Below are 23,125 nucleotides of genomic sequence, written 5' to 3' on the forward strand. Positions count from 1 at the left end.
TATCCGAGGGTCGTCAAACCCAAGCCTGCCAAATATCCGAAAAAGAAACCTGGGGAGCTTAACTGACTGGCATTAGGGCATGCCCGCTCCCACAACGGCCCCAGTCTCAATCAGCTGCGAAACTTGGGCAGCGGCCTGTCGAGCGTCAGCGAGGTCAAGGTCTTGCGGACCTGGGCTTCGTCGGCCTCCAGGGCCTTGAGACTTGCGCGGATCTTGCCGGCGGCGGGCACATCGCCCTGCCGGTCGATCCAGTCGGCAATCTCCTTGCAGGCACTGCTCAGGCAGGCCTGGCGCTGGGTCATCAGCGACAGGAGGGTGGTGAGCTCTCTTTCGGACATGGCAGGATCCTCCATTCAGCCCTGTCAGTGTAGCAGAGGGTTAGCGCCGCACTGCTGCCTTTGCAGCAGGCGCAGGGGCAGCGACAAATGGCCGCTTCAGAGGCGCTGCAACAACTCGTTACTTATAAACAACGTGTTTAAAGTCGGTGCCGCTGCGATGTATGCGGTATGCCATTCGTAACTTGAAGGCGACGAGCTGAAGAGCTCTGTTTCGCAGGGTTGCACATTCCAAGATGTCTCGCCTCCACATTGTGTACTTGTAGGAATCTTCCTGGGTCGTGGTTCGAGCCACCTCGCAGGCTGTGCCGTTGTTACAACTTGGAAGTTGAGTGTGATGCTGGATTGGCCTTAGGTTGTAGTTGCCCAAGCGATGCAAGGGTAATTCAAAAAAACTTAAAGGAGTTCACACATGAAATCTGCAATCGAGCTGTTCAAGACCGATGTAACTGGCGTCACCACCAAAGGTGTGTGCATGTGGTAAGCAAGGGGGCGGCTTCGTGCCGCCCCTTTATTTTCCTTGAGCAGGAGCACGCTTTATGGACGATCGTGGCTACCACACCATTTGGGATATCACGGGTGCCAGCGCAAAGTTGCTGAGCAATGACAAGAGATTGCATCGCTTTTTTCTGACTGCGTTGCAGGCGTCCGGATTCAACATCATAAGCGATATGATCCACAAGTTTTCCTCAGGCGGCGAGGGTGTCACCGGGCTTTTTCTGTTATCGGAGTCTCACCTTTCCTACCATACCTACCCTGAGCGCGAATACATCAGTATCGATGTATATACGTGTGGAAAAAACAATCATTTGATCAATGATCGAATTTCGGAATTTTTTGGTGCGGGCGTACAGGTCAACAGACGAACGCTGCTGCGCGGCAGTGCAGTAACTGACCGACTGGGAGGGGAACATGCAGCTGCTCGATAGGGGGTTGTTGAAGTTTGATTATCAGTTTCCGCTGTATAATTTTTTCTATCCGACGCAAGCATGCAATGTTTACCAGCCGGCCCCGCATCAGTTCGCTGAGATGATGTCTGCTGCCAATCAGGCCTCGCGTTCTCGCGCCTTGTACTTTCACATCCCTTTTTGTGAGGCCATTTGTTCGTTCTGCCCGTTTACCCGGGGGCTGTACAAGAGTGCCAGCGACATAGACCGCTATACCCAGGCGCTGATCAGCGAAATCGAGTACAAGTCGCAAGCGATGGACTTGAAGGCAGTTCCGGTCAGGGCGATATTTTTTGGCGGTGGGACACCGTCACTGCTGTCACCGCGAAATATCCACGACATTGGCGAGGCGCTGCATCGTCATTTCGATATGCGTGATGTGCAAGAATTTTCATTCGAGTTCAGTATCACCAGTGTCACCGAGGAGCGCGTTCGCGCTCTGGCTGCCATGGGTGTGACCCATGCGCGATTCGGCTTGCAAACGACGGACCGTGAGTGGCGGCAACTGTTCAACCTTGACCCGGACATAGGCAAGATTGAGCGCGCTGCCGAGCTGTTGAACAACCAATTTGAGCATGTGCTTTGCGACATCCTTTATGGCATGAACGGCAGTAACGAACAGCAGACGCTCGTCGACATTGACAAGGCGGTGGCGATGGGGGTCAGCAATATCGACATCTATCCAATCAACAATGCTGCAACATCCGTCAAGTTACACAGGCAGATCAAGGCCCGCTTCGCTGACGTAATGCCTGCCATGCGCAAGCTCAATATGAAGTTCATGCTCGATGAGCACCTGCGCCATTATGGCTATGTTCCCTACAACGGCCATGGCTATGTGCACAGGCCGGGGGCTGGCAGTACGCTATTTGCCGAAGATTATTCCTTCATCTACCACGAGCACGTTTACGGCTATGCCGACCATGACCTGCTGGGTTTCGGTGTAGGGGCTATCTCGTCGGTGGCGGGGCACGTCATTACCAACATTTCATCTCGCGAGAAATACACCCGAGGCATGGCGCAAGGGGAACACTTGTGCCAAGTGAGCAGGCATGACCCGCTGCTGGATGTGGTCAAGCCGCTGGTAGTTCGCCTGGCCTATCACGGTTCAGTCGACAAGCGCCTGGTTGAACTGGGCCGCGTGCCTGAAGCGCTGATGCGGCGGCTTGATGCACTGATCCAGGCAGGTCTGGTGCTTGAGGACTCACAATCCTATCGGCTGACGCGGCTTGGTTGGCTCTGGTACAGCAACATCATGTTCTACCTGATGCCGGCAAGTGAACAGGACATTCTCAGGAAGCTGGTTTTCGAGCGGCTCGATGTGCCCGGGCGGGATATCACCGAGCACGAGTTGATCTATGCCGCTGGCTGAGGAGAGTATGAATTATGCAAGCGATGAATTTTAACTACGCAACGCGATCGCTGGCGTTTGGCTATGGATTTTCCAAATGTGGTGAATTTGCTTTTGAAGCCGCGTTTGCTGTGGCAATCGTGTCCCTCACCGATGCTGATCTGCTTTTGATCGGCATCGCCTATTTTTTTCGTTACTTGCCAAGCGTCGTATTTTCTCCTTTGGGTGGTTGGTTGGCAGATAACGCCGATAAAAAGAAAACCCTGTTGGCAGTCGAGGTTGCCAAGGGCCTTTTAGCACTTGCCTTCTTTGCCTTGTTCAGCCTGTTCACACCGACATTGCCCGTATTGGTTGGTCTTGCGATGGTCATGACGGCGCTCGAATGCCTCTACGTGCCGACATTTCGCGCGTACTTTCCGGACATCGTCGCCAGGGACCAGTTGGCCTCGGTCAACAGCGGTGTCCAGGTGGTAGAGGATGCTGCCTCGATTATCGGCCCGCTAGTCTTTTCGGTCTGCGTGATAGTGCTTTCTCGCGAAGCAACGTTCTTGTTTTTTGCGACATGTCTGGTGCTGTCGGCCATCTCCATCGCCACCTTGGGGCCAGGTAGGCAAAATGCCAGGCAGGCCTTCGATGGGCGTGCCATCGTCCGCGATGCTGCGCGCAGTGTAAGCCAGCTAAGGGGCAGCAATGCGCCGTTGTTTGCCGTTATTGGTTGCACCACGCTCTGCGCGATGTTTGCCACGTCGGTGATTCGCTTCATCCTTCCGGCTTCGGTGCTGGAGCATTTCGCTTCTGAAGCAGCGGTAGGTTACGTACTTTCATTGCTTGCAGCGGGCACTGTTCTGGGGGGCGTGCTCTACACACGTTTCAATCCTCGCACAACCGCACGATTGGTGTTGCGTTATTGGCTGCTATACGGCGCATTGTTTTTGGCTGCAGCAGTGGCGCTGCAGTTCAACAGCTGGCTGTTTCTGTCGGTCTTGTTTCTGGTCGGCTTTATCGGCGCATTTGTCGATATCGCTATCGTGACCAACATCCAGTGCTTGTCGAGTGAGCATGAGGTGGGCAGGAATTTTTCCCTTTATTACTTCACGGCCGTCATTGGTGATGCCGTTTCAGGCCTGGTTGCCAGTTTGGTGTTTGTGCTTGCGGGGCCGGCAACCTTCATCTGGATGACGCTGATGCTGTTCATCGCGCCTGTGCGCTGGAACCTGAAAGGAAATGCCGATGACACCGACAATCGTATTTAGCGTGGCGCTCGATGTTGACGCATGGGACGGCGTGCTAACTGCGCCGTTTCATTCGTCAGCTAGTCTCGCACTCGCTTCTGCCTTGTTCTTGACGCCGGAGGATGCGCAGCAATCGTTTGTACTTGAGGCGGTTACGCGCTGGCGTTTACCACTCTTCATTGCCTCGGAAGGTGTGAGTGGCCTGGCAGACGGCGATGAGCGAAGGCTGAGCGTGCCGCTGTCGGGGCCTGACAGGGCCCGGCTGATGGCGGCTGCACTCACCTTTGAACACCAGGTATTGCCTCCCTTCACACGTGCGGTTGCGTCTTTTGTCGACATGCGCCGGCCAACCTTTGCCTGCCCAGGTCACCAGGGAGGAGCCTGTTTGCAGCAGCACCCCGCCGGAGCCCGTTTCAGGCAGTTGCTGGGGCCTGAAGTGTTCCACGTGGATGTACCCCATGCAGCGCCTGAGCTGGGTGATGTATTAGGCCACGAAGGCCCGGTCCAGGAGGCCGAGCAATTGGCTGCAAGGGTTTTTGGTGCTGACGACACCTGGTTCGTGCTCAATGGCACGTCCACTGCCAACAAGGTCGTTGCCAGTGCGCTGTTGGCAGCTGGCGACCTGGTTCTGATGGATCGCAACAACCACAAGTCGGTGTTTCTCGGTGCCTTGGTCCAGTGCGGCGCTTTACCGGTGTACCTGGACAATGTGCGAGATGAGCGGGGGCTGCTGGGTGGCTACCGATCAGGTGCCCTGGATGAGGGCCACTTGCGCAGCCGGGTGGGGCAGATCTGTGAGCGCCGGGCGGGCGAACCCAGGCCCTTTCGTCTGGCGGTAATCCAGCAGGCGACTTGTGATGGGGTGGTGGTCGATGCTGCGGCAGTGTTGGCGCGAATTGGGCATCTATGTGAGTACGTGCTGTTCGATGGCGCCTGGGCTGGATATGAACCTTTCGTACCCGCACTGGCCGAGTTATCGCCGCTGAGCGTGCAATTGACTGGCAGCTCTCCCGGCATTGTTGTGACGCAATCGGTGCACAAGCAGATGTCAGGGCTTTCCCAGACTTCACAGATTCACAAGAAAGACCAGCATATCAGCCACCTGCGCCGTTATTGCACACGGCCAGTGTTCAACGCAGCATTCATGCAGCACGCTTCGACCAGCCCGTCGTATCCCTTGTTCATGTCGCTGGAAGTGAATGCTGCCATGCTCGCCGACGGTGAGGGTGAGCGCCACTGGCGGCAAGCGCTGGCCGCTGCGCAGGCGTTGCGCGATCAGGTCGTACAGCGTTGTCGGTTGATTCAGCCACTGATGCCGCCTGTTTCGCAGACTTCGCTCGAATACCAGGCGCAGGGTGTGTTGGCTATAGAGCCTGGCTTGCACTATGTCGACCCATGCAAAGCCATCTTCACCACCCGAGGGCAGTTAGAGATCCCGGCATGTATTGTTGCCCAGTATTTGCGAGATTGCGGATTCACTCCGGAGAAAACAGACTTCTTCACATTTACCCTGCTGATGACACCGTCCAGCGATAGTGCCACCTTGAGCAGGTTGGTGGACGCTCTGGAGGGTTTCGAAGCGCATTGGTTCAAGGGCACTGCGGTGCTGCAACTGCTGCCCTCGCTGCGTGCGGCTTCGGCACCCTATCAGGGCCTGTCCATCGCCGAGCTAGGGGAGTGCATAAAAACGGTCTATCGCACACATCAGGTTGAGCGGCGGCAGAGTGAGATTTTCAGTGCCATGGGCGCGGTACAGGCAAGTTGCTCCCCTTATCAGGCCAACCAACGGTTCGTGCGTGGAGAGGCCAGCTTGCAGAGGATCGGGGAGGTTGCAGGCAGGGTTGCGGCCGAAGGTGTTATTCCTTACCCACCCGGAATCATGTGCATCGCTCCCGGTGAGTGCTGGACAGCTACGTTGGTTGGCTACCTGCAAGCAGTGGAGGATCTGTCTGCGCAGTACCCCGAATTTGCGCCGCACATTCAGGGTGTGCACAGGATTAGCGATGCCGATGGTTCGGTCTCGTTCGGAGTGTTCGTGCTTGACTGAGCGCTCTCAACCACTGGGTGGCGCACTCACGCAACTGCAAGGTCAAGGACGTAAGTTCATTCACGTCGACATGGACTCCTACTTCGTCGCCGTCGAGCTGCTGGATGCCCCATGGCTGCGTGAGCGGCCGGTCGCTGTCGGTGGCAAGGCGATAGACAGGGGGGTGATCAGTACTTCCAATTATGTTGCCAGGCGGTTTGGTGTCAGAAGTGGAATGGCAACAGCCACCGCGCTACGACTATGCCCGGATTTGGTGCTATTGCCTGTGCGGTTCGAGCGCTATGAGGCAGTGACTCGCAGGCTGGACGATATTTTTCGGCGTTATACCCCAGGCGTCGAGTTTCTCTCGCTGGATGAGGCCACGCTGGATGTGACAGGGCAGATGCACTGCAACGGTTCGGCAACGCATATGGCAAGCCGCATCCGGGCTACGATCGAGCAGGAACTGCAGTTAACAGCCTCCGCGGGTGTCGCGCCTTTGAAATACCTGGCGAAAATGGCTTCGGAGGTGAACAAACCCAATGGCCAGTTTGTCATCGCGCCAGATCAGGTGCAGGCCTTTCTCGCCAATCTGGATGTTCGCAAGATCCCTGGGGTGGGGCCCCGGACATGGGCCGTGTTGCAGGCTTTGGGGTGTCTGAAATGTGCTGATGTTACTGACGACATGATACCGGCACTGTTACGGCACCTTGGTGCGCACGGTTTCTATGTGTGGGAGCGTTGCCGAGGCCTGGAAGGCTATGAAGGGAAGCCCGGAGGTGTCCAGTCCTTGGGTGTCGAGCATACGCTGCCCAGCGACTGTGATGACTTTGCCGGTTGTGCCAGAGAGCTGGATCTATTGCTGGCGGCTTTGACTACCCGTCTGGAAGCGCTTGGCCATACGCCGGCCATTGTCAGGAACCTAGTCAAACTCAAGTTTTCCGACTTTTCCATTGCCAGCGCCGAGGCACCTGCTCTGTCTTTGCAGCCGCAGGTTATGCAGGGGCTATGTCGCATGCTTTGGGATACCAAACGGCAAGGGCGAGCGGTACGTCTGGTAGGTGTTGCCGTCAGGATTCGAAGGAGTCTGCCGGACCCCTTGCAGCTTGAGCTGGCGTTTTGAGTCGTTTGGTTGGCACGATCGAATGAACACATGCTTGCCGATAGGCCCCCGGCGACACCCCGTAAGCCTGCTTGAACTGCCTGCTCAAATGGCTCTGGTCGGCAAAGCCCAGGTCGAATGCTACTTCTGACGCCACCAGGCCGCTCTTCAGCATTTCCCGCGCGCGGGCTAGACGGCGCTGCTTCAACCAGGCATGCGGCGGCAGGCCGGTGGCCTGGCGGAACACCCGGGCGAAGTGGAACGGCGACAGGTTGACCGCCGCCGCCAGGGTTTCGAGCGAGGGCGGGTCGGCCAGCTGGCTTTCCAGCAGTTCGCGAGCGCGGGCCACGGCCAGCGGTTCGTTGCCGGGGGCCGAGGGTTCGGCGCATTGCCCGTGCCGTTGCACCAGGGCCAGCACCGCCTGGCGCCAGGCGGTTTGTTGCTGCAGGGCGCTGGCGCCGGCTTCGGACAGCTGGTGCAGCTGGCTGAAGGCGATGGCCAGGGCCGGGTCGTGGATCACGCTGTCCTTGAAGCTGGGCATGCCGTGGCGGCCAAGCTCCAGTTCGTCGAGCACGCCGGTGACCCGCTCATGCTCAGGGTAGAAACCGCGGTAGCGCCAACCCGCTTCGTGGGCTGTGGCACCTGTGTGCAGCTCGTCGGGGTTGATCAGCACCATGCTGCCGACCGGCGCCAGGTGCTCGCTGCCGCGGTGCCAGAAACGCTGGGCCCCCGACTCGATCACGGTGAACACATAGCCTTCGTGCACATGCGGGGCAAAGCGCTGCTGGAAATAGCGCGCGTGCAGCATCTCGACGTCGCCCAGGGCCGGCGCCTGCCAGAGGTGTGTCTGCTCGCGAAGGGGCGTGCTCATGCCAGCCAGCTGCGCAGGAAAAAGAAGATCAACATGCTCCCCAGCATGCTCAGCAACACGCTGCGGGTCAACAGCACCAGGGCGATGGCCACCAGCGAACCCAGCAGGTAGGGGTTGAGCAAGCTGAGGTTGAGCTGGTGCTCGGGCATGAAAATGATCGGGCCACAGATAGCGGTGAGCATGCCCGGTACGGCAAAACCCAGGAACTGCCGGGCGTTGGAGCTCAGGCGCAAGGGCAGGCGCGGCTCCAGGAACGCATAGCGGTTGAGGAACACGATCGCGCCCATGGCGAAAATCAGGATCCAGGTCATGGGCGGGCTCCGGCGAATTTCTGGCAGACGAAACCGGCGCTCATGCCCAACAGTCCGGCGGCCACCAGGGCGGTTTCCCAGTGCCAGTGGCTGAACAGCACCGAGCAGAACAACGATACTGCCACGCACACCAGGGTGGCCAGGTTGCGCACCAGCGGTGCGATCAGGGCGACGAAGGTGGCGACGATGGAAAAGTCGAGGCCGTATTGGTCCAGGTGCGGAATGTTCTGCCCCAGCAGGATGCCGGCCAGGGTGAACAGGTTCCAGGCAACGTAGAAGGTCAGGCCCACGCCCAGGGCATACCAGCGGTTGAACTGCTGCTGGTCATACTGGCTGGTCAGGGCGAAGAACTCGTCGGTCAGCAGAAAGCCCAGGCCCAGCCGCCAGCGCAGCGGTTGGCTGGACAGTACCGGGCGCATCGACAGGCCGTACAGCAGGTGCTGTGAGGTCAGTAGCAGGGTAGTCAGCAGGATCGACGCCAGGTTGGCACCGCCCTTGATCATGCCAATCGCCACCAGTTGCGCAGCACCGGCAAAAACGATGGCCGACAGCCCTTGCCCCTGCCAGGCGCTGAGGTTGGCTTCGATGGCCATGGAACCGGCCAACAGGCCCCAGGGCGCGACGGCCAGGGATAACGGGAGAATGGCGATGGCGCCGTGGAGGAAGGCTTGGCGGGCTATGTGGGGCATGATGGCTGCAGTGCGTGACGTGGTAGGCCAGCATGCCAGACGGGGTGGGCAGATGGCTTGAACGATCTTGCTGGTTGACGCGGTTCCTTGTGGGAGCGGGCGCGCCCGCGAAGAATCCAACGCGGTGCATGGCACCGGCTTTGCCGGTGTTCGCGGCTAAAGCCGCTCCTGCAATGGACAGCGCCCGTTCAAGGGTCAGGGACGTCTGGTCAGATGCTGCTGCGCCGTTACACATCCATTGATGTCCACGGCCCGCTGCAGCAGGCTCTGGCGGTGCTGCGGGTCGAGGTCGCCGAGCAGGCGGAACACCTCGGCCTGGTAGTCACGCTGGCGACCCCACAGCATTTGCAGGCCTTGCGGCCGGCTGCGGCTGCAGGCCAGGCGGGTGGCCGGTTGCGGGTAGTAGGGGGCGTACACGGTGGCCATGTTGGGGATGGCTTCCAGCGCGGCGCGGTACTCGCTGCTTGCATTGTATGGCCGGCACCAGGTGGCGATGGCTGGCGCGGGGGCGGCAAAACCCTGCTTGAGGCTGGCTTCGAGCAACGGGCAGGCGGCATCGGGAATTTGCGCCGCAGGCAGGTAAGTCATGTAGTAAAGCGCCAGGCGGTACTGCGCGACAGGGTGGCCCAGCTCCACGGACTTTTTCAGCAAGGCGACCGCCGTCGGCAAGGTGTGGGCCATGGCCTGACCCTGGCGACTGAGCTCGGGGTCGCCGCCCACGGCGGTGCGCAGCGCGCCGCTATCGTCGTCCTGGCGATCAGCTTGTTCCAACAGGGGCAAGGCCTGGCGGTAGAGCAGGTCGGCATGCGGGTCGATGCGCACCTCCAGCGCGTGCACGGCCAGCGGCATCAGTGCGAGCAGCAGTGGGGGCAGGCGAAGCAGGCGGATCACTGGCAAACCCTACGGTATGCCAGGTAATGATGGACGGCTTCGATGTTCATGGCGGTCAAGCGTGCGCCTCGGGCATATCTGAACGACGACGTATTCTAGCCACCCAAGGGGGCTGGCCGGAAGACCATCCGATGATTGTCAGACGAGCTTGATAGGCGTGACCTTGCGCTGTGCGTGTTTTTCCTGAGCCAGGCCAAGCTTGGCCGTGATGACCTTGGCCAGGGCATTGTTGCCCAGATCGTTCAGGTGCAGGCGGTCGATGAACAGGTCGGCAGCGAACACCGGCGAGCTGCTGAGCATGCAGTTCATGTCGTAGCAGGGAACCGGATCGGCCTGGTTCTTGATACGGCGGAAAAAGGCCGAGTGCAGTTGGCTGTCGAAAGCGCCGTCCAGCAGCCGGTCGAAGTTGGCCGGTTGTTGCTCCAGCGCGGCCAGCATGGCCTGCTCGCCAGCAGGCAGGGTATCGCGGCACCAGGGCAGCAACGGCTGCAGGATGAAGGTGAGGGTAGCATGGCTGTTAGCTAGCAGGCGGTCCCATTGGCGCAGGGTACGGCCAATGTTATCGGCAGCGCGCGCCAGGCGCTTCTCGGGGGGCGATAGCGGCCAGGCCACAGGCGCCTCGACAGGAGGGCCGGCCAAGACCTGGCTGATGCGCCGCCACAGCGACTGCCGGCGAGGGGGCGCGGTAGGCTGCATGCCTTCGCTGAAACTGTTGAGAAAACCTTGGTAGGCCTGGGCGTGCTGCGGGTCGTGAGGGCTGGCGAGGACTTCGCAAAGGGCTTCGTGGGCCAGGCTGTTGAGGCCACTGAGCACAACCACATGGCCCAGCTGGCCAAGGCGGTGCTGGTGGGTCAGGAACATCAGCAGCTCCTGGCTGGCATTGAGCCCACAACCGGCCAGGCTCAGCCAGACTTCGCCGGTGAGCATGGACAGGTGCGATGCTACGGTGTGTTCGTCAGAGCTGGCGCCGATGCCCAGGGCGGTAGAGCCGCCGACCAGCAAATTGATGCGCGACGCACCGCCACGCTCGGCTGCGGAAAAGCGCTTGCCGGCGCAATGGCTGTAGCGCAGGCCGAGGGCATCGGTGTTGATGGTGCCGGAGCGGTAGCCGGTTTCGTGCACCTGTACGGTGTGCGGTGCACGGCGGCTGCCTAGCAGCAGAAAGCGCTGGTAATCCTGTTGCAACGGCGAAGGAGGCAGGCGCGTGTCAGTCGCTTTCATGGGCTGTCCTTCTGTTGCACTGGGCACTTCGCATCACATTCAGGCCGCCAGTTCTTTCAGGTTGTACAGCAGGCCGCCGGCCGCGATCAGCAGCAGGGCGACGCCCGAGGCCAGGCTGATCAGGCGGCTGCTGCGCTGCGAGGCGATCTTGCCGATGGCGAAGATGTACAGGCTGAGCACGGCGAAATCGATGGCCACCCACAGCAGCGACAGCACCACCATGCTTTTGCCGAATGACTCGGTGATCTGGATGAACTGCGGGAAGAAGGCGATGAAGAAGATGATGTCCTTGGGGTTGGAGATACCCACCATGAAGCCTTGCAACAGGCCTCCACGCGCAGGTTTGGCAGCCTCGCTCGCCGCCTCTGCCGCGGGCGCCTGCAAGGCGTCTTTCAGCGTACCGATGGCGATGTAGCCGATGAACATGCAGCCCATCAGGCTCATGGCGCTGAGCCAGGCCTTGTCGATGGCAGCGCTGGTGAGGATGATCCAGGCCGCAGCACCGATCAGTACCAGTGATGCCCAGTTGGTACCGACGGCGGTGAACATGGCCTTGCGCGAGCCGGAGGCGGCTGCGGTATTGACGATCAGTGCCACCACCGGGCCGGGGGTGGCGATCAGCAACAGGACGGTGAGGGCATAGGTAGCAGTGAGTGCAGTATTCACGGTCAGTTCTCGATCAATGTGTCTGGTGTTGCCTGCGGTACGGCATGGGCGTGGAACGGGCAGCGTGACGGATTGAGTGACCCTGCCTCCTGCAGTTGGTACTGCTTCCACTCATAGTTGTCGGCGTCGCCGAAGAAGCCCAGTGTGTCGGGCATGACACCGTCGTTGTAGTGGCGCACGCGCTCGCGAATGCGCTCGCGGATGCGTTGGCCACTTTCGGTGCTGGCGTTGGCCACTTCGTCGAAGTTTTCCCGCGGGTTGATGACGAAGGTGATGTGCTGCCCCAGGTTGCGGCTTTTCATTTGCTGGTGGCCAGGGAAGTTCATGTTGAAGAACAACGGCATGCCGGCATAGCAGAATGACCAGCCGTTGTCGTCGGGGTCGGTTGGAATGCCTTGCGGCCAGGGCTGAGGGTCGCGCGCATGTACGCCGCGCAATACCTTCCAGGCCAGGGCTTGTTGTTCGGCCAGGGTGCTGCCAGCTGCGGTTTCGAGAAACACCACCAGCGGGCTGCCGATACGCTGCTTGGGTTTGATCGGGGCCATGCTGCCCACATAGTCGGCAAGGCCCTGGGCGATATCATCGGCCAGTTGCTCGGCACGGGCGAAGAGAATGTGACAGGTTTCACCATTTACCGCTTTTCGCCCGAACAGGCAGGGGAAATCGGGGTTGGCGAGAACACTGCGAAAATGTTTTATGGTCTGATACGTCCAATGCTGTGAGTTAGCAACATGTTCAGCGGCCAGCTCTAGCGCGTCCAGGCGATAGCAATTTCCATAACCCGTAAACATGATTTCCCCAGGCGTTTAGTTAAAGTAACGTTCCAGTCATATGCAGGCAGGATCTTGGTTATGTTTATTGTTTACCTGCATTTTCTGAGACGGACTTCACGTTGTAAAACGCGTGGAACTATGACCTACTATTAGTCTTACTCATGCTCGGGGCGTCTACATGTCGGAACGGATTCAGGCCTTGCACGCCTTGCGTGCCTTTGAGGTGGCATCTCGCTATGGTTCATTCACCCGCGCGGCGGAGGAACTGGCGCTGACCCAGGGCGCCGTCAGCCACCACATCAAAACGCTTGAAGCCATGTTTGGCTGCGATCTTTTCGAACGTCGCGGCCCGAAACTGAGCCTGACCGAGCACGGCCGTTTGCTGTCACAAGAGCTCAAGGTTGGCTTCAAGATCATCGAAAATGCCTGTGCGTTGCTGCGCCAGGACCGCTACGGCCTGCGCCTGAAAGCGCCTTCCACGCTCACCATGCGCTGGCTGCTGCGAGCGCTGGATGCGTTCAAGAAGGACGACGACAACTGCAGTGTGCAGTTGTCCAGCGTGTGGATGGACATCGACACTGTGGACTTCTATTCCGAGCCCTACGATTGCGCCATCCTGTTGGCCAACGGGCGTTTCCCCGCCGATGTCGAAAGTTTCAAGCTGTTCGATGAATGGTTGATCCCGGTGTGCCACCCGGACTACATGGCGGCGCAGCAACCGGACCTGGCCGACCTGCGCCAATGCGAACTCTTGCACCCGTCCCCCGACCGTCGTGACTGGCGGCGCTGGCTGGCGCGCATGGACGCGCTGGACATCAGCCTCGACCAAGGCCAGGTGTTCGACACCCTCGACCAAGGCATCTCGGCCGCCCAGCAAGGCCTGGGTATTTCCGTGGTCGACCTGGTGCTGGCCACCGCCGACCTGGCGGCCGGGCGCCTGGTCACGCCGTTCAAGCACGCGGTGGCCACGGGTGACGGGTATTACATGACCTGGCTCAAGGCCAGCCCCAAGGCCCGGCAAATGCACAAGCTGCGCGACTTCTTGCTCGGCCAGGTACCGCCGCTGGCCTACAAGGACATCAACTACCTTTACGGTTGAACACGCGCTCTAGCATGAAGTCGATGAACACCCGCAATTTTGGCGGCATCTGCCGCCCGGACGGCCATAGCAGGTAGAAGCTGCCGCGCCGCTCCATGAAGTCGTCGAGCACGCTGACCAGTGAGCCGTTACCCAGTTCGCGACCCACGTTGAAGTCCGGCAGGCAGGTGATGCCGCGGTGGTTGACGGCGAAGCAGACGCGTGTCTCGACGTGATTGCAGACCATCGAGATGGGGATGTTGTAGCCCTGCTCAGGGTGCTCCTGACGCAGCGGCCAGGTTTCCAGCTTGCCATTGCTGGGGAACCGGTAATGCAGGCAGGTGTGTGCCGCCAGGTCGCGCGGGTGCAGGGGCGTACCGCGTTCGCGCAGGTACTCGGGGGAAGCCACCAGGCAGTGCTGGAAGTGCCCCAGGAACTTGGCATTGAGCCGTGAATCCACCGGCTGCCCGCCACGCATCACCACATCGAAGCCTTCGCCGACGATATCCACCATGCGGTCGGAAAAGTCCAGGTCCAGCTCCACCTGCGGGTACAGCGCCATGAACTCGGCCAGCGCCGGCATCACCAGCCCGGTGACCTGCGGCATGCTTACCCGCAGGCGGCCACGCGGGGTCTCGCTGGCCTGCGACAGTTCCTGTTCGGTGGCCTCGATCTCGGCCAGGATGCGCCGGCTGCGCTCAAGGAACAGCGTGCCCTCGGCGGTGAGGGTGATGCTGCGCGTGCTGCGGTGGAACAGGCGAACGCCCAGGCGGCTTTCCAGGCGTGCCACGCGTTTGCCCACGGCTGAAGCGCTGATACCCAGCGACTGGCCTGCGGCGACGAAACTGCGGGTTTCGGCCACTCGATTGAAAACCACGAAGCCACTGAGGCTGTCCATCTTGCATGCCTGATTACGGACATTGGTGTCCTGGGTGAGCGGCATTGTAAGCGTCTTTTTCCGTAATGCCCTTGCCTTGCAGACTGTCCGCCTCGTTTTCCTCTCAAGGCATTTGCAATGTCCCAGACATCCTCCGAAGCGCTGCAGACCGCCAGCGCCGAACGCTTGCCCTTCAGCGGGCTGCTGGCGCTGGCCATGACCGGCTTCATCGCCATCCTCAGTGAAACCCTGCCAGCCGGCCTGCTCGACCAGATCGCCAACGGCATGCACATCAGCCAGGCCATGGCTGGGCAGTGGGTCACGGCCTATGCCCTGGGCTCGTTGCTGACCGCCATCCCGCTGGTGACCTTGACCCAAGGCTGGTATCGCCGCCGGGCACTGTTGCTGGCGATCATCGGCTTTGTGTTGTTCAACGGGCTGACCGCCTTGTCGACCTCCAACAACCTGACCCTGGTGCTGCGTTTTCTCACCGGCGCTGCGGCCGGGCTTGCCTGGGGGCTGATTGCTGGCCATGCACGGCGCATGGTGCCAGTGGACCAGCAGGGCAGGGCCATGGCGCTGGCCATGCTGGGCCAACCGATTGCATTGTCGCTCGGCCTGCCGATTGCCACCTGGTTGGGCGCGGGGCTGGGCTGGCGGGCAACCTTCGTGGTGGTCACCCTGGTGGCGCTGTTGCTGGTGGTGTGGGTGTTGCGCGCGGTGCCGGACTACCCGGGGCACGCTGCCGGCAAGCGCCCGGCGGCAATGCAGGTGCTGCGTACGCCAGGGGTGTTGCTGGTGCTGCTGGTGATCCTCAGCTGGATCCTTGGCCACAACATTCTTTACACCTACATCGTGCCGTTGCTGGCGGCGGCCGGCATGGCGGCGGACATTGGCCCGGTGCTGATGGTGTTTGGCCTGTCGGCGCTGGCCGGGATCGGCCTGGTGGGGTTGCTGGTCGACCGCCACCTGCGCACGCTGGTGCTGTTGAGCCTGGCCGGTTTTGCCCTGGCGACGCTGGCATTGGGGCAGGCCTCGTCGTGGCTGATGTACCTGAGCATCGCCTTGTGGGGCGTGACCTACGGTGGCGCACCGGCCCTGTTGCAAACCGCCTGCGCCGATGCGGCGGGCGAGGGCGGTGACGTGGCGCAGTCGATGCTGGTGACGGTGTGGAACAGTGCCATTGCCCTGGGCGGGATCATTGGTGGGTTGTTGCTGAGCGGGGTTGGCGTGGAAGGGTTTGGTGGGGTTGTGCTAGGGCTGACGGCACTGGCCTGGCTGTTGGCCTGGGCCGGGAGGGGTAATGGTTTTGTGGCTGGGAGACGTTTGGCTTAGGGGCTCCAGCGCCTGTGAGATCGAGCGCCGAAGCGTTCGCCTTGACACATTCAGCGCCTGCGAGATCGAGCGCCGCCCGCGCGGCGCTTCGCGGCTAAAGCCGCTCCTACGTTTGTTTCTGGCCAGTTATGCCTGTGGCATTTGCGCGCGAACGCCTTGGCGCATGTCTTAATATCGCGTCGTACAAACAAGGCGGTCGCGCGCGCCTGGTACAGGATGGACTGGCCCGAAACAAACGTAGGAGCGGCTTTAGCCGCGAAGCGCCGCGCGGGCGGCGCTCGATCTCACAGGCGCTGAATGTGTCAAGGCGAACGCTGCGGCGCTCGTTCTCACCGGCGCTGAAAATGTTTCGGTGAACACCTGCGGCGCTCGATCTCGCAGGCGCTAAATCTCTCACGGCAGGCACTTCGAAGGTAGAATCTCCCCTGAACAGACGATTCAGAGGTCGACGCAGTGGAGTTGCAGCAGGGCTTTGTCCTGACCCGGCATTGGCATGACACGCCCGAAGGCACCTGCGTGGAGTTCTGGCTGGCTACCGACCAGGGGCCACGGCAGTTGCGCCTGGCACCACAGGAGTCGGTGGCCTTTATCCCGCAGGCGCAGGCCGAGCATGCCCGTGTGTTGCTGGCCAAGGAGCACGGGGTAAAGCTCAAGCCACTGCGCCTGAAGGATTTCGACCAGCGTCCGGTACTAGGCCTGTATTGCCGCCAGCATCGCCAGCTGATGCAACTGGAGCAACGCCTGCGCAGTGCCGGCATCGAGGTGTTCGAAGCCGATATCCGCCCGCCGGAGCGCTACCTGATGGAACGCTTCATCACTGCCCCGGTGCAATTCACCGGCAAACCCGATGCCCAGGGCGTGCTCTGCGACGCCCAGCTCAAGCCGTTCCCAGGTTATCGCCCACCCTTGCGCCTGGTATCGCTGGATATCGAAACCAGCGAACGCGGTGAGTTGTACAGCATTGCCCTGGAGGGTTGCGGCCAGCGCCAGGTCTACATGCTTGGCTCGCCCAACGGCAACCCTGCTGACGTCGACTTCGACCTGCACTATTGCGAAGACCGCGCCGAGATGCTGGCCTGCCTGAATCAGTGGATGGCCGTGCACGACCCGGACGCAATCATTGGCTGGAACCTGATCCAGTTCGACCTGCGCTTGCTGCATGAGCATGCCAAACAGTTGCAAGTGCCGTTGGCACTGGGCCGCAACGGTGCTCCCATGACCCTGCGTAGCCATGCCGGCGGCGGCCATGTGTTTGCCGATACCCCGGGGCGGCTGCTGATCGACGGTATCGAAGCGCTGCGCTCGGCAACCTGGAGCTTCCCATCGTTTAGCCTTGAGAGCGTCGCCCAGACCTTGCTCGGCGAAGGCAAGGCCATCGATACACCCTACCAGCGCATGGATGAAATCAACCGCCGCTTCGCCGAGGACAAACCGGCACTGGCGCGCTACAACCTAAAGGACTGCGAGCTGGTCACGCGCATTTTCGCGCATACCCGTCTGCTCGAATTCCTGCTGGAGCGGTCGTCGGTCACCGGCCTTGCCGTGGACCGCAGCGGGGGTTCGGTGGCCGCTTTCTGCCATTTGTACATTCCGCAGATGCACCGCCTGGGCTTTGTTGCCCCCAGCCTGGGCAGCCGCCCGGACGAAGCCAGCCCGGGTGGTTTCGTGATGGATTCGCGGCCTGGCCTGTACGACTCGGTGCTGGTGCTGGACTACAAAAGCCTGTACCCGTCGATCATTCGCACGTTCCTGATCGACCCGGTGGGGTTGGTCGAAGGCTTGCGCCTGCCTGATGATGAACACTCGGTGGAGGGGTTCCGGGGCGGTCGCTTTTCGCGTAGCCAGCATTGCCTGCCGGCAATTGTCGAGCGGGTGTGGCAGGGACGCGAAGCGGCCAAGCGCGAAGGCAACGCGCCGCTTTCGCAGGCCTTGAAGATCATCATGAATGCCTTCTACGGCGTGCTCGGTTCAAGCGGTTGCCGCTTCTTCGACCCGCGCCTGGCCTCGTCGATTACCATGCGCGGTCACCAGATCATGCGCCAGACCCGGGCGTTGATCGAAGCCGAAGGGTATGAGGTCATCTACGGGGATACCGACTCCACGTTCGTCTGGCTCAAGGGTGCCCATGGCGAGGAGGCCGCGGCGCGTATTGGCCGCATGCTGGTGGCCTTGGTCAACCAATGGTGGCGTGAGTACCTGCGCACGACCATGAACCTGGAAAGCGCGCTGGAACTGCAGTTCGAAGTGCATTACCGGCGTTTCCTGATGCCGACCATTCGCGGTACGGACGAGGGTAGCAAGAAGCGCTATGCCGGCCTGGTGCAGCGGGCCGATGGCAGTGAAGAGATGGTCTACAAGGGCCTGGAGTCGGTACGTACAGACTGGTCGCCGCTGGCCCGGCAGTTCCAGCAAGAGCTGTACGGGCGCATCTTCCGTGGCCAGCCGTACCGTGACTACGTACGCCAGTACGTGCAACAGACACTGGCTGGTGAACTCGATGAGCTGCTGGTGTACCGCAAGCGCCTGCGCCGGCCGCTGGCCGACTACCAGCGCAACGTACCGCCGCATGTGCGTGCCGCGCGCCTGGCGGATGACTACAATCGCCACATGGGCCGGCCTCAGCAGTACCAGCGAGGTGGCTGGATCAGCTACCTGATTACTACCGCCGGCCCCGAGCCGTTGGAAAACCTGCAGGCGCCGATCGACTATGAGCACTACCTGAGCCGCCAGTTGCAGCCCGTGGCCGATGCGATCCTGCCGTTCGTTGGCGATGACTTCTGTGCCCTCACAGACCGTCAGCTGATGTTGTTCTGAAACCGTGGTATCTATCTGGCACTTGCAGCCTGACGCGCAAGACTAGCTTCGCTCCTTTTGATTGATCAGGGGGCGAAATGCAACACAATGAAGGTCGAGTGCCTGCGGCCGACGCCGATCTGGCGGCCGAGCAAGGCTATCAGGACGGCATGATTGCCCGACGTTTGCCGGCATGGTTACGTAACCTGCGCGTCGCCGAAAGCCTGCCTGGGCGGGCTTTGCTGACGCGCGAGCAGCTGGGCAAAGTGCTGGAGGCGCTGAAACGCAGTTTTGCCTGCCGCCAGCGCCTGGACCGTGAGATGGGCCGTATCCAGGGCATTGAGCAGTATTGCAAGCCGCTGCTGCAACGAGCGTTGCAACAAGACTTGTATGCTTCACTGGATGTTGATGCGCTGTTTTTGCGCCATTTCTATTTCACCCTTTCGCCAGCGCCGGAGTTGGCCACAGGGCGCATGCCCCAGCAGGAAAAAAACAGCTACGACATACCCTTGCTCGATGCAGCGCTGGCCAACTTTACCGAGATCCAGGCGCACGCGGATGGCTTTCCACATGGTGATTGTGTGGTAGGGCATGATGGCAGCCAGTTTACCCAGATGTCTGCCACGGCGTTCGCCAAAGGTTGTCGACAACTGAACCTGGGCAAGCGTTACCAGGAACACCTTGCCTCGATACTCGACGCCCCAGCCAGTCCGGCGCTGGATGGCCATAGCGTCAAGTCCTCCCTGAAAGAGCTGCAGGTATCGTCGATGCTGCTCGACGCCTGCAAGGCCAGGAGTGAGGGTGTACTGACGGCGGATGAGCTGGCATTGGTCTTTGACCTTTGCCGTGCAGGAAGCCCCGGTACGTTGGAGGGCTGCCCAGTGGTCGCCAGACAGTTGACGGTATATGGCTGCAAGGTTGAGCAAGTGGTTGTGCTCGACCAGATCACGACGACCCTTGGAGTTACGTCGAGCAAGCGCGTGCTGGTGCATATACCTGGCGACCCGGTCAGCCCCTGGAGTGCCACCGCAGATCTGGATACGTTCATCCGGCGCACCTTGGGCAAGCGTCTGGGCGATGCGTCGTATCAGCGCTTTTTCGCCCGTTTCATTCGTCGCCGTGACAGCTCGGCATTCTTTACCCAGGTTGCCGATCAGCTGATGGATGTTGCCACATGGGCCTCGCGAGACATGGGCCAGCACACCGCGGCTTACCCGCTGCCGTTGTTCGATCATCTGGCGCAGGCGCGCATTGACCAGATCAAGGATGATGCAGCGGTTGTTGCGGTGCCTGTGCAGGCAATCGATGGCAAAGCCAGCAGTGAACGGCAAGATCGCTTGATCTCCGCTGCCTGGACGGTAGCCAACGTTGCAGGCCTGTTCGTGCCTGGCATTGGTGCCTTTCTGGGGGCCGTCATGGTTTGGGGCATGCTCAAGGATGTCTACCATGCCGTCGAGGACTGGGGCGAAGGCGATACCCAGGCGGCGCTTGACCACTTGATGAACATTGCCGAAACGGTGGCCATGGTCGGACTCACTGCGGCGGTGTTTGGCGCGGTGGCGCGGCAGTGGCATCTGGTCGACGAACTGGCGACCGCACGGCTTGAAGATGGCAGTGAAAAACTCTGGCGGTTCGACCTTGCGCCGTTTCGCAGTGCTTCACCGCCCCTGCAGGCCCAGGCCGATGCCGAAGGGGTTTACCGCTTGCAAGGCCGTAGCTGGGTCAAAATGGATGGCTACTTCTATGAAGTGATACAGCGTTCTGACGAGCAATGGCAAATCGTGCCAATGCAGGGGCATGGCCCGCAGCTGCGGCATAACGGGGCCGGTGCCTGGCGGGCCTGGTGCGAGCAGCCGATCGAATGGGATGAGCCGCGTAGCCTGTTTCGACGCCTTGGCAATGAATTCAGCCTGCTGGAAGATGAACAAGTTGACCAGGTGCTGGCCATTCATGGTCTGGATGCCAGTCATTTGCGGGGTCTGCATGTTTGCGGCCAGCCACCCGAGGCCTGCCTGATCGATACGGTCAGCCGCATTGTACTGGTCAACCGTATCCGGGCGTTGGTCAGTCAGTTGCGAGTGGGCGGTCAGGTGGTCGACATCGCGTTGTTTGCCCGGGTGCGGCAGTGGGGAGTTGCCGCGTCGATGACGCATGCCCGGCTGGCTGACCGGGTATGGCTCAGGCGCCGGTCTTTGCTGGGGCAGTTGTACTACGAAAAATACCCGGTAACAGCAGACACGCAAGTGCTGCAGCGTGACTTTGCGAGCCTGCATCGCCTGGCGGCCGAGGCACTGTTGAACAGCGCAGGTCAAGGTGACCTGAACCCGTCGGCAGCGGCGCTTGTCAGGCGTATTCGCTGTGTGCGGGTATACGAGGCACTGTTGTTCGACACGCCTCAGTGTCTGGACCTTGCCCGGGTCGCCCTCAAATTGCTTGAGCGCTTGCCGGGGGCTGCCAATGGTCCGTGCTGGCGCTTGTTCGACGGCGAATTGGCAGAACCATTATGGCGCGGCCAGGGCCTGGGCCGAGACTTGAACCTTCATTTCAAAGGTGGCGAGTTTTACCTCAGCGATGAGCGAGGGGCGGCCCTGGGTGGCCCAGGCGAGCTGTTCCAGCAGTTGGCAAAGGGGTATAGCCACGAACAACGTGAGACGCTGGGCATTGGCGAGCCATTTGCGTTGCATTTACGTTCGGACATGGCACGCCGAGTGGCGCAGCGGCGCCAGCTGATCGCCGAATTGCTCGACATCAGGCAGCCAGCTGATACTTTCAAGCCGCCACAACGCCTGGCCAACGGCCGAATTGGCTACCCCTTGAGTGGTTGGCGCCAGCGTGCTCAAGGCGGGGTGAGAAACCTGGCGGCGGAGCTGAGGGACCTGTACCCAGGCTTTGATGATGCAGAGGTCCACCATTGGTTGGCGCGGCTTCGTGCAGCGCAGCGTGACCCCGCAACTGAACTGCTTGTCCTGAAAGGACAGCTCAACGCCCTGCGCAAGTCGTTAGGGACCTGGAAAATCGCCACGGTCAAAGCCTGGCACTGGAAAGCGCGTCGCGAGTTCGCTCGGGGCCTGATCGACTGTTGGCGCTACCTGATACCCAAGCAATTGGGAGCCGTGGAGGAGGGCGCCGGGTTCCTGCTGAGTACCTACAACAGTGACCTCGATGAGTTGCCCGGCATTCCGGCAAATGTCAGTTTTTCCCACGTGTCGGAAATGGCGCTGCGATCATTGCAGATACGCCATGTACCGGAGCGCTTTCTTCGCGCATTTTCCACGCTGAGCACGTTGAGCATTACCAACTGCCGCCTGGGTAGTTTGCCACTGACGGCGGAAATCGCGCAGCGCCTGTGCGTGCTGGACGTATCGGGTAACCAGATTCGCCTGGAGGCCGGAGCGGCCAACCTGCTTGCCAGCTGCCGGCGCCTGATTTATCTGAACCTGTCGCATAACCCGCTGCAGCATGCGTTTTCGATTACCGAGATGCCTGGCCTGAATGCCTTGATGTTGCGTAATGCACAACTGACGGACGTGCCCGGTGGCATCCTGCATTCCAGTAGCCTGCATACGCTGGATATCAGTGAAAACGGTATCCGCACGTTGCCATTCGGATTCTATCGCTCGACCCTGTGGCGCACCGGCCGGGTCAGGCTTTCGGGTAATCCGCTGTTGGGGGCCAGGGATGTGTGGAACGAGGCGCTTGACGATCAGGTGCCGACCAAGCAGCGCTGGCTGGACCTTGTGGTGCAGGAACAGCGCGATCACATGGCCAATGTCTGGGGCAAGCTCTATGGCAACAGAGCCTCGAAAGACTTCTTCCATCTGCTGGATCGGCTCACCACTTCGGCGGACTTCCAGAATGAAATCCTGTCCCGTTATCTGGCGATGCGTGTACTGCGGATGCTGGACTACATGCACGAGCGACCAGCGCTGCAGCGCGAATTGTATGAACATGCACTGACTGAGCACTGCCAGGACAATGCCACGCTGCGCTTCAGTGATCTGGAAGTGCGTGCAAGGATATGGAAAGCCTTGAACCGCGATCTGCCGGGCGATCAGGAGCGAGCCTTGTTGCATCTGGGCGGGCAGTGCTGGCGTCTGGACGTGCTCGATGAGGTGGCAGGGTTGCATGCCATACGGGTGGGCAGGCCTGACGAGTCGCTTGAGTTTGCCTTGGCCTACCGCCTGCAACTTGCGGATATGCTTGACCTGCCGATCGAGCATGACGAGATGCTCAACGCGGGTGTAGCGAGTCTTTCGCGGGAAGACCTGCGTGCGGGTGAAAACTTCGTCAGGCATGCCCAGTCCAGGGATGCGTTGGTGGACTACCTGGCGACTACGCGCTTTTGGAAAGACTACCTGGCGCAGAAGTTTCCCGGCCGGCTTCGCGTTCCGCAATCCTTGCATGATGAACGGGAAGCACTGGAAGAGCGCGACGCCCCGGAAGCCGAATTCAATCGCTTGCAGGACCGTGTGCAACAGCGAGAGCTGAATGTGTACCGGCAGCTCACCCGGCAGGCACTGGATGGGCATTTGACGGCGGTGATGATCGCCCCCGCAACACCGTGGTATTGAGCCCCCCGTTTGGCCCAGGGGCAAAGGTAGTAGCCTGTTAGGCGCTGTTGCCTTTG

18 protein-coding genes are annotated in these 23,125 nt (G+C 60.7%); 9 read left to right on the plus strand and 9 right to left on the minus strand.

Going from position 1 to position 23,125, the window contains the following annotated elements:
• Positions 1 to 110: 110 nt before the first annotated feature.
• Complete coding sequence (locus tag ACIP1G_RS20530; RefSeq protein ID WP_336335802.1) at positions 111 to 338, minus strand: hypothetical protein; 228 nt, start codon at positions 336 to 338, stop codon at positions 111 to 113.
• 536 nt (positions 339 to 874) lie between these two features.
• Between ACIP1G_RS20530 and speD the strand changes: the two genes are divergently transcribed.
• The 5 genes from speD to dinB are packed head-to-tail and all read left to right on the plus strand — an operon-like array spanning position 875 to position 7,014.
• The gene (gene speD / locus ACIP1G_RS20535) at positions 875 to 1,264 is read left to right on the plus strand and encodes an adenosylmethionine decarboxylase (RefSeq protein WP_400740294.1); all 390 of its coding nucleotides are present in this window, start codon (positions 875 to 877) and stop codon (positions 1,262 to 1,264) included.
• Positions 1,248 to 2,654, plus strand: coding sequence for a coproporphyrinogen-III oxidase family protein (locus tag ACIP1G_RS20540; RefSeq protein WP_400740296.1), 1,407 nt, complete (start codon positions 1,248 to 1,250; stop codon positions 2,652 to 2,654). Before speD ends, ACIP1G_RS20540 begins: the two co-directional genes overlap by 17 nt.
• 14 nt (positions 2,655 to 2,668) lie before the next feature.
• Positions 2,669 to 3,886, plus strand: coding sequence for an MFS transporter (locus tag ACIP1G_RS20545; RefSeq protein WP_400740297.1), 1,218 nt, complete (start codon positions 2,669 to 2,671; stop codon positions 3,884 to 3,886).
• Positions 3,864 to 5,912 (plus strand): ornithine decarboxylase, encoded by a 2,049-nt coding sequence (locus tag ACIP1G_RS20550; protein ID WP_400740299.1) that lies wholly within the window; start codon positions 3,864 to 3,866, stop codon positions 5,910 to 5,912. The genes ACIP1G_RS20545 and ACIP1G_RS20550 overlap by 23 nt, the downstream gene beginning before the upstream one ends.
• Positions 5,905 to 7,014: a DNA polymerase IV gene (gene dinB, locus ACIP1G_RS20555; protein ID WP_400740301.1), complete on the plus strand. Its 1,110-nt coding sequence runs from the start codon at positions 5,905 to 5,907 to the stop codon at positions 7,012 to 7,014. The genes ACIP1G_RS20550 and dinB overlap by 8 nt, the downstream gene beginning before the upstream one ends.
• Here the strand turns inward: dinB and ACIP1G_RS20560 are convergent.
• The 7 genes from ACIP1G_RS20560 to ACIP1G_RS20590 all read right to left on the minus strand — a co-directional run bounded on the left by ACIP1G_RS20560 (position 6,962) and on the right by ACIP1G_RS20590 (position 12,433).
• Positions 6,962 to 7,864, minus strand: coding sequence for an AraC family ligand binding domain-containing protein (locus ACIP1G_RS20560; protein ID WP_400740303.1), 903 nt, complete (start codon positions 7,862 to 7,864; stop codon positions 6,962 to 6,964). The genes dinB and ACIP1G_RS20560 overlap by 53 nt on opposite strands.
• Positions 7,861 to 8,175 (minus strand): AzlD domain-containing protein, encoded by a 315-nt coding sequence (locus ACIP1G_RS20565; RefSeq protein WP_400740305.1) that lies wholly within the window; start codon positions 8,173 to 8,175, stop codon positions 7,861 to 7,863. The genes ACIP1G_RS20560 and ACIP1G_RS20565 overlap by 4 nt, the downstream gene beginning before the upstream one ends.
• Positions 8,172 to 8,864, minus strand: a complete 693-nt coding sequence (locus ACIP1G_RS20570) for an AzlC family ABC transporter permease (RefSeq protein ID WP_400740307.1) — start codon at positions 8,862 to 8,864, stop codon at positions 8,172 to 8,174. The genes ACIP1G_RS20565 and ACIP1G_RS20570 overlap by 4 nt, the downstream gene beginning before the upstream one ends.
• Positions 8,865 to 9,059: 195 nt before the next feature.
• A complete protein-coding gene (locus tag ACIP1G_RS20575) occupies positions 9,060 to 9,713 on the minus strand; it encodes a sel1 repeat family protein (RefSeq protein ID WP_400740426.1) in 654 nt (217 codons plus the stop codon).
• A 180-nt stretch (positions 9,714 to 9,893) separates the two neighbouring features.
• Complete coding sequence (locus tag ACIP1G_RS20580) at positions 9,894 to 10,976, minus strand: hypothetical protein (RefSeq protein WP_400740309.1); 1,083 nt, start codon at positions 10,974 to 10,976, stop codon at positions 9,894 to 9,896.
• A gap of 39 nt (positions 10,977 to 11,015) precedes the next feature.
• Entirely contained in the window at positions 11,016 to 11,642 is a 627-nt protein-coding gene (locus ACIP1G_RS20585; protein WP_400740311.1) for a LysE family translocator, read from the minus strand.
• A gap of 2 nt (positions 11,643 to 11,644) precedes the next feature.
• On the minus strand, positions 11,645 to 12,433 hold the full coding sequence (locus ACIP1G_RS20590; protein WP_400740313.1) for a YqcI/YcgG family protein: 789 nt from the start codon (positions 12,431 to 12,433) through the stop codon (positions 11,645 to 11,647).
• Positions 12,434 to 12,593: 160 nt separating this feature from the next.
• Here ACIP1G_RS20590 and ACIP1G_RS20595 point away from each other — a divergent pair, with 160 nt between their 5' ends.
• Positions 12,594 to 13,514 carry a LysR substrate-binding domain-containing protein gene (locus ACIP1G_RS20595; RefSeq protein WP_400740314.1) on the plus strand — a complete coding sequence of 307 codons (921 nt, stop codon included), beginning with the start codon at positions 12,594 to 12,596 and terminating at the stop codon, positions 13,512 to 13,514.
• Here ACIP1G_RS20595 and ACIP1G_RS20600 read toward each other — a convergent pair.
• Positions 13,495 to 14,391: a LysR family transcriptional regulator gene (locus tag ACIP1G_RS20600; RefSeq protein ID WP_400740428.1), complete on the minus strand. Its 897-nt coding sequence runs from the start codon at positions 14,389 to 14,391 to the stop codon at positions 13,495 to 13,497. The two genes, ACIP1G_RS20595 and ACIP1G_RS20600, sit on opposite strands and share 20 nt — an antisense overlap.
• A 117-nt stretch (positions 14,392 to 14,508) precedes the next feature.
• Here ACIP1G_RS20600 and ACIP1G_RS20605 point away from each other — a divergent pair, with 117 nt between their 5' ends.
• The 3 genes from ACIP1G_RS20605 to ACIP1G_RS20615 all read left to right on the plus strand — a co-directional run bounded on the left by ACIP1G_RS20605 (position 14,509) and on the right by ACIP1G_RS20615 (position 23,069).
• Positions 14,509 to 15,705 carry an MFS transporter gene (locus ACIP1G_RS20605; protein WP_400740316.1) on the plus strand — a complete coding sequence of 399 codons (1,197 nt, stop codon included), beginning with the start codon at positions 14,509 to 14,511 and terminating at the stop codon, positions 15,703 to 15,705.
• A 453-nt stretch (positions 15,706 to 16,158) separates the two neighbouring features.
• Complete coding sequence (locus ACIP1G_RS20610; RefSeq protein WP_400740317.1) at positions 16,159 to 18,519, plus strand: DNA polymerase II; 2,361 nt, start codon at positions 16,159 to 16,161, stop codon at positions 18,517 to 18,519.
• Positions 18,520 to 18,596: 77 nt separating this feature from the next.
• On the plus strand, positions 18,597 to 23,069 hold the full coding sequence (locus tag ACIP1G_RS20615) for an NEL-type E3 ubiquitin ligase domain-containing protein (protein ID WP_400740319.1): 4,473 nt from the start codon (positions 18,597 to 18,599) through the stop codon (positions 23,067 to 23,069).
• The last annotated feature ends 56 nt before the right edge of the window (positions 23,070 to 23,125 follow it).

The sequence above is a fragment of the Pseudomonas sp. NPDC089392 genome, from assembly GCF_044749595.1.
Classification (GTDB): Bacteria; Pseudomonadota; Gammaproteobacteria; order Pseudomonadales; family Pseudomonadaceae; genus Aquipseudomonas.

Bases quoted from the DNA above. Each gene is read 5' to 3' on its own strand.
- ACIP1G_RS20530 (WP_336335802.1), bottom strand. From the start codon at position 338: ATGTCCGAAAGAGAGCTCACCACCCTCCTGTCGCTGATGACCCAGCGC.
- speD (WP_400740294.1), top strand. From the start codon at position 875: ATGGACGATCGTGGCTACCACACCATTTGGGATATCACGGGTGCCAGC.
- ACIP1G_RS20540 (WP_400740296.1), top strand. From the start codon at position 1,248: ATGCAGCTGCTCGATAGGGGGTTGTTGAAGTTTGATTATCAGTTTCCG.
- ACIP1G_RS20545 (WP_400740297.1), top strand. From the start codon at position 2,669: ATGCAAGCGATGAATTTTAACTACGCAACGCGATCGCTGGCGTTTGGC.
- ACIP1G_RS20550 (WP_400740299.1), top strand. From the start codon at position 3,864: ATGACACCGACAATCGTATTTAGCGTGGCGCTCGATGTTGACGCATGG.
- ACIP1G_RS20560 (WP_400740303.1), bottom strand. From the start codon at position 7,864: ATGAGCACGCCCCTTCGCGAGCAGACACACCTCTGGCAGGCGCCGGCC.
- ACIP1G_RS20565 (WP_400740305.1), bottom strand. From the start codon at position 8,175: ATGACCTGGATCCTGATTTTCGCCATGGGCGCGATCGTGTTCCTCAAC.
- ACIP1G_RS20570 (WP_400740307.1), bottom strand. From the start codon at position 8,864: ATGCCCCACATAGCCCGCCAAGCCTTCCTCCACGGCGCCATCGCCATT.
- ACIP1G_RS20575 (WP_400740426.1), bottom strand. From the start codon at position 9,713: ATGCCGCTGGCCGTGCACGCGCTGGAGGTGCGCATCGACCCGCATGCC.
- ACIP1G_RS20580 (WP_400740309.1), bottom strand. From the start codon at position 10,976: ATGAAAGCGACTGACACGCGCCTGCCTCCTTCGCCGTTGCAACAGGAT.
- ACIP1G_RS20590 (WP_400740313.1), bottom strand. From the start codon at position 12,433: ATGTTTACGGGTTATGGAAATTGCTATCGCCTGGACGCGCTAGAGCTG.
- ACIP1G_RS20595 (WP_400740314.1), top strand. From the start codon at position 12,594: ATGTCGGAACGGATTCAGGCCTTGCACGCCTTGCGTGCCTTTGAGGTG.
- ACIP1G_RS20600 (WP_400740428.1), bottom strand. From the start codon at position 14,391: ATGGACAGCCTCAGTGGCTTCGTGGTTTTCAATCGAGTGGCCGAAACC.
- ACIP1G_RS20605 (WP_400740316.1), top strand. From the start codon at position 14,509: ATGTCCCAGACATCCTCCGAAGCGCTGCAGACCGCCAGCGCCGAACGC.
- ACIP1G_RS20615 (WP_400740319.1), top strand. From the start codon at position 18,597: ATGCAACACAATGAAGGTCGAGTGCCTGCGGCCGACGCCGATCTGGCG.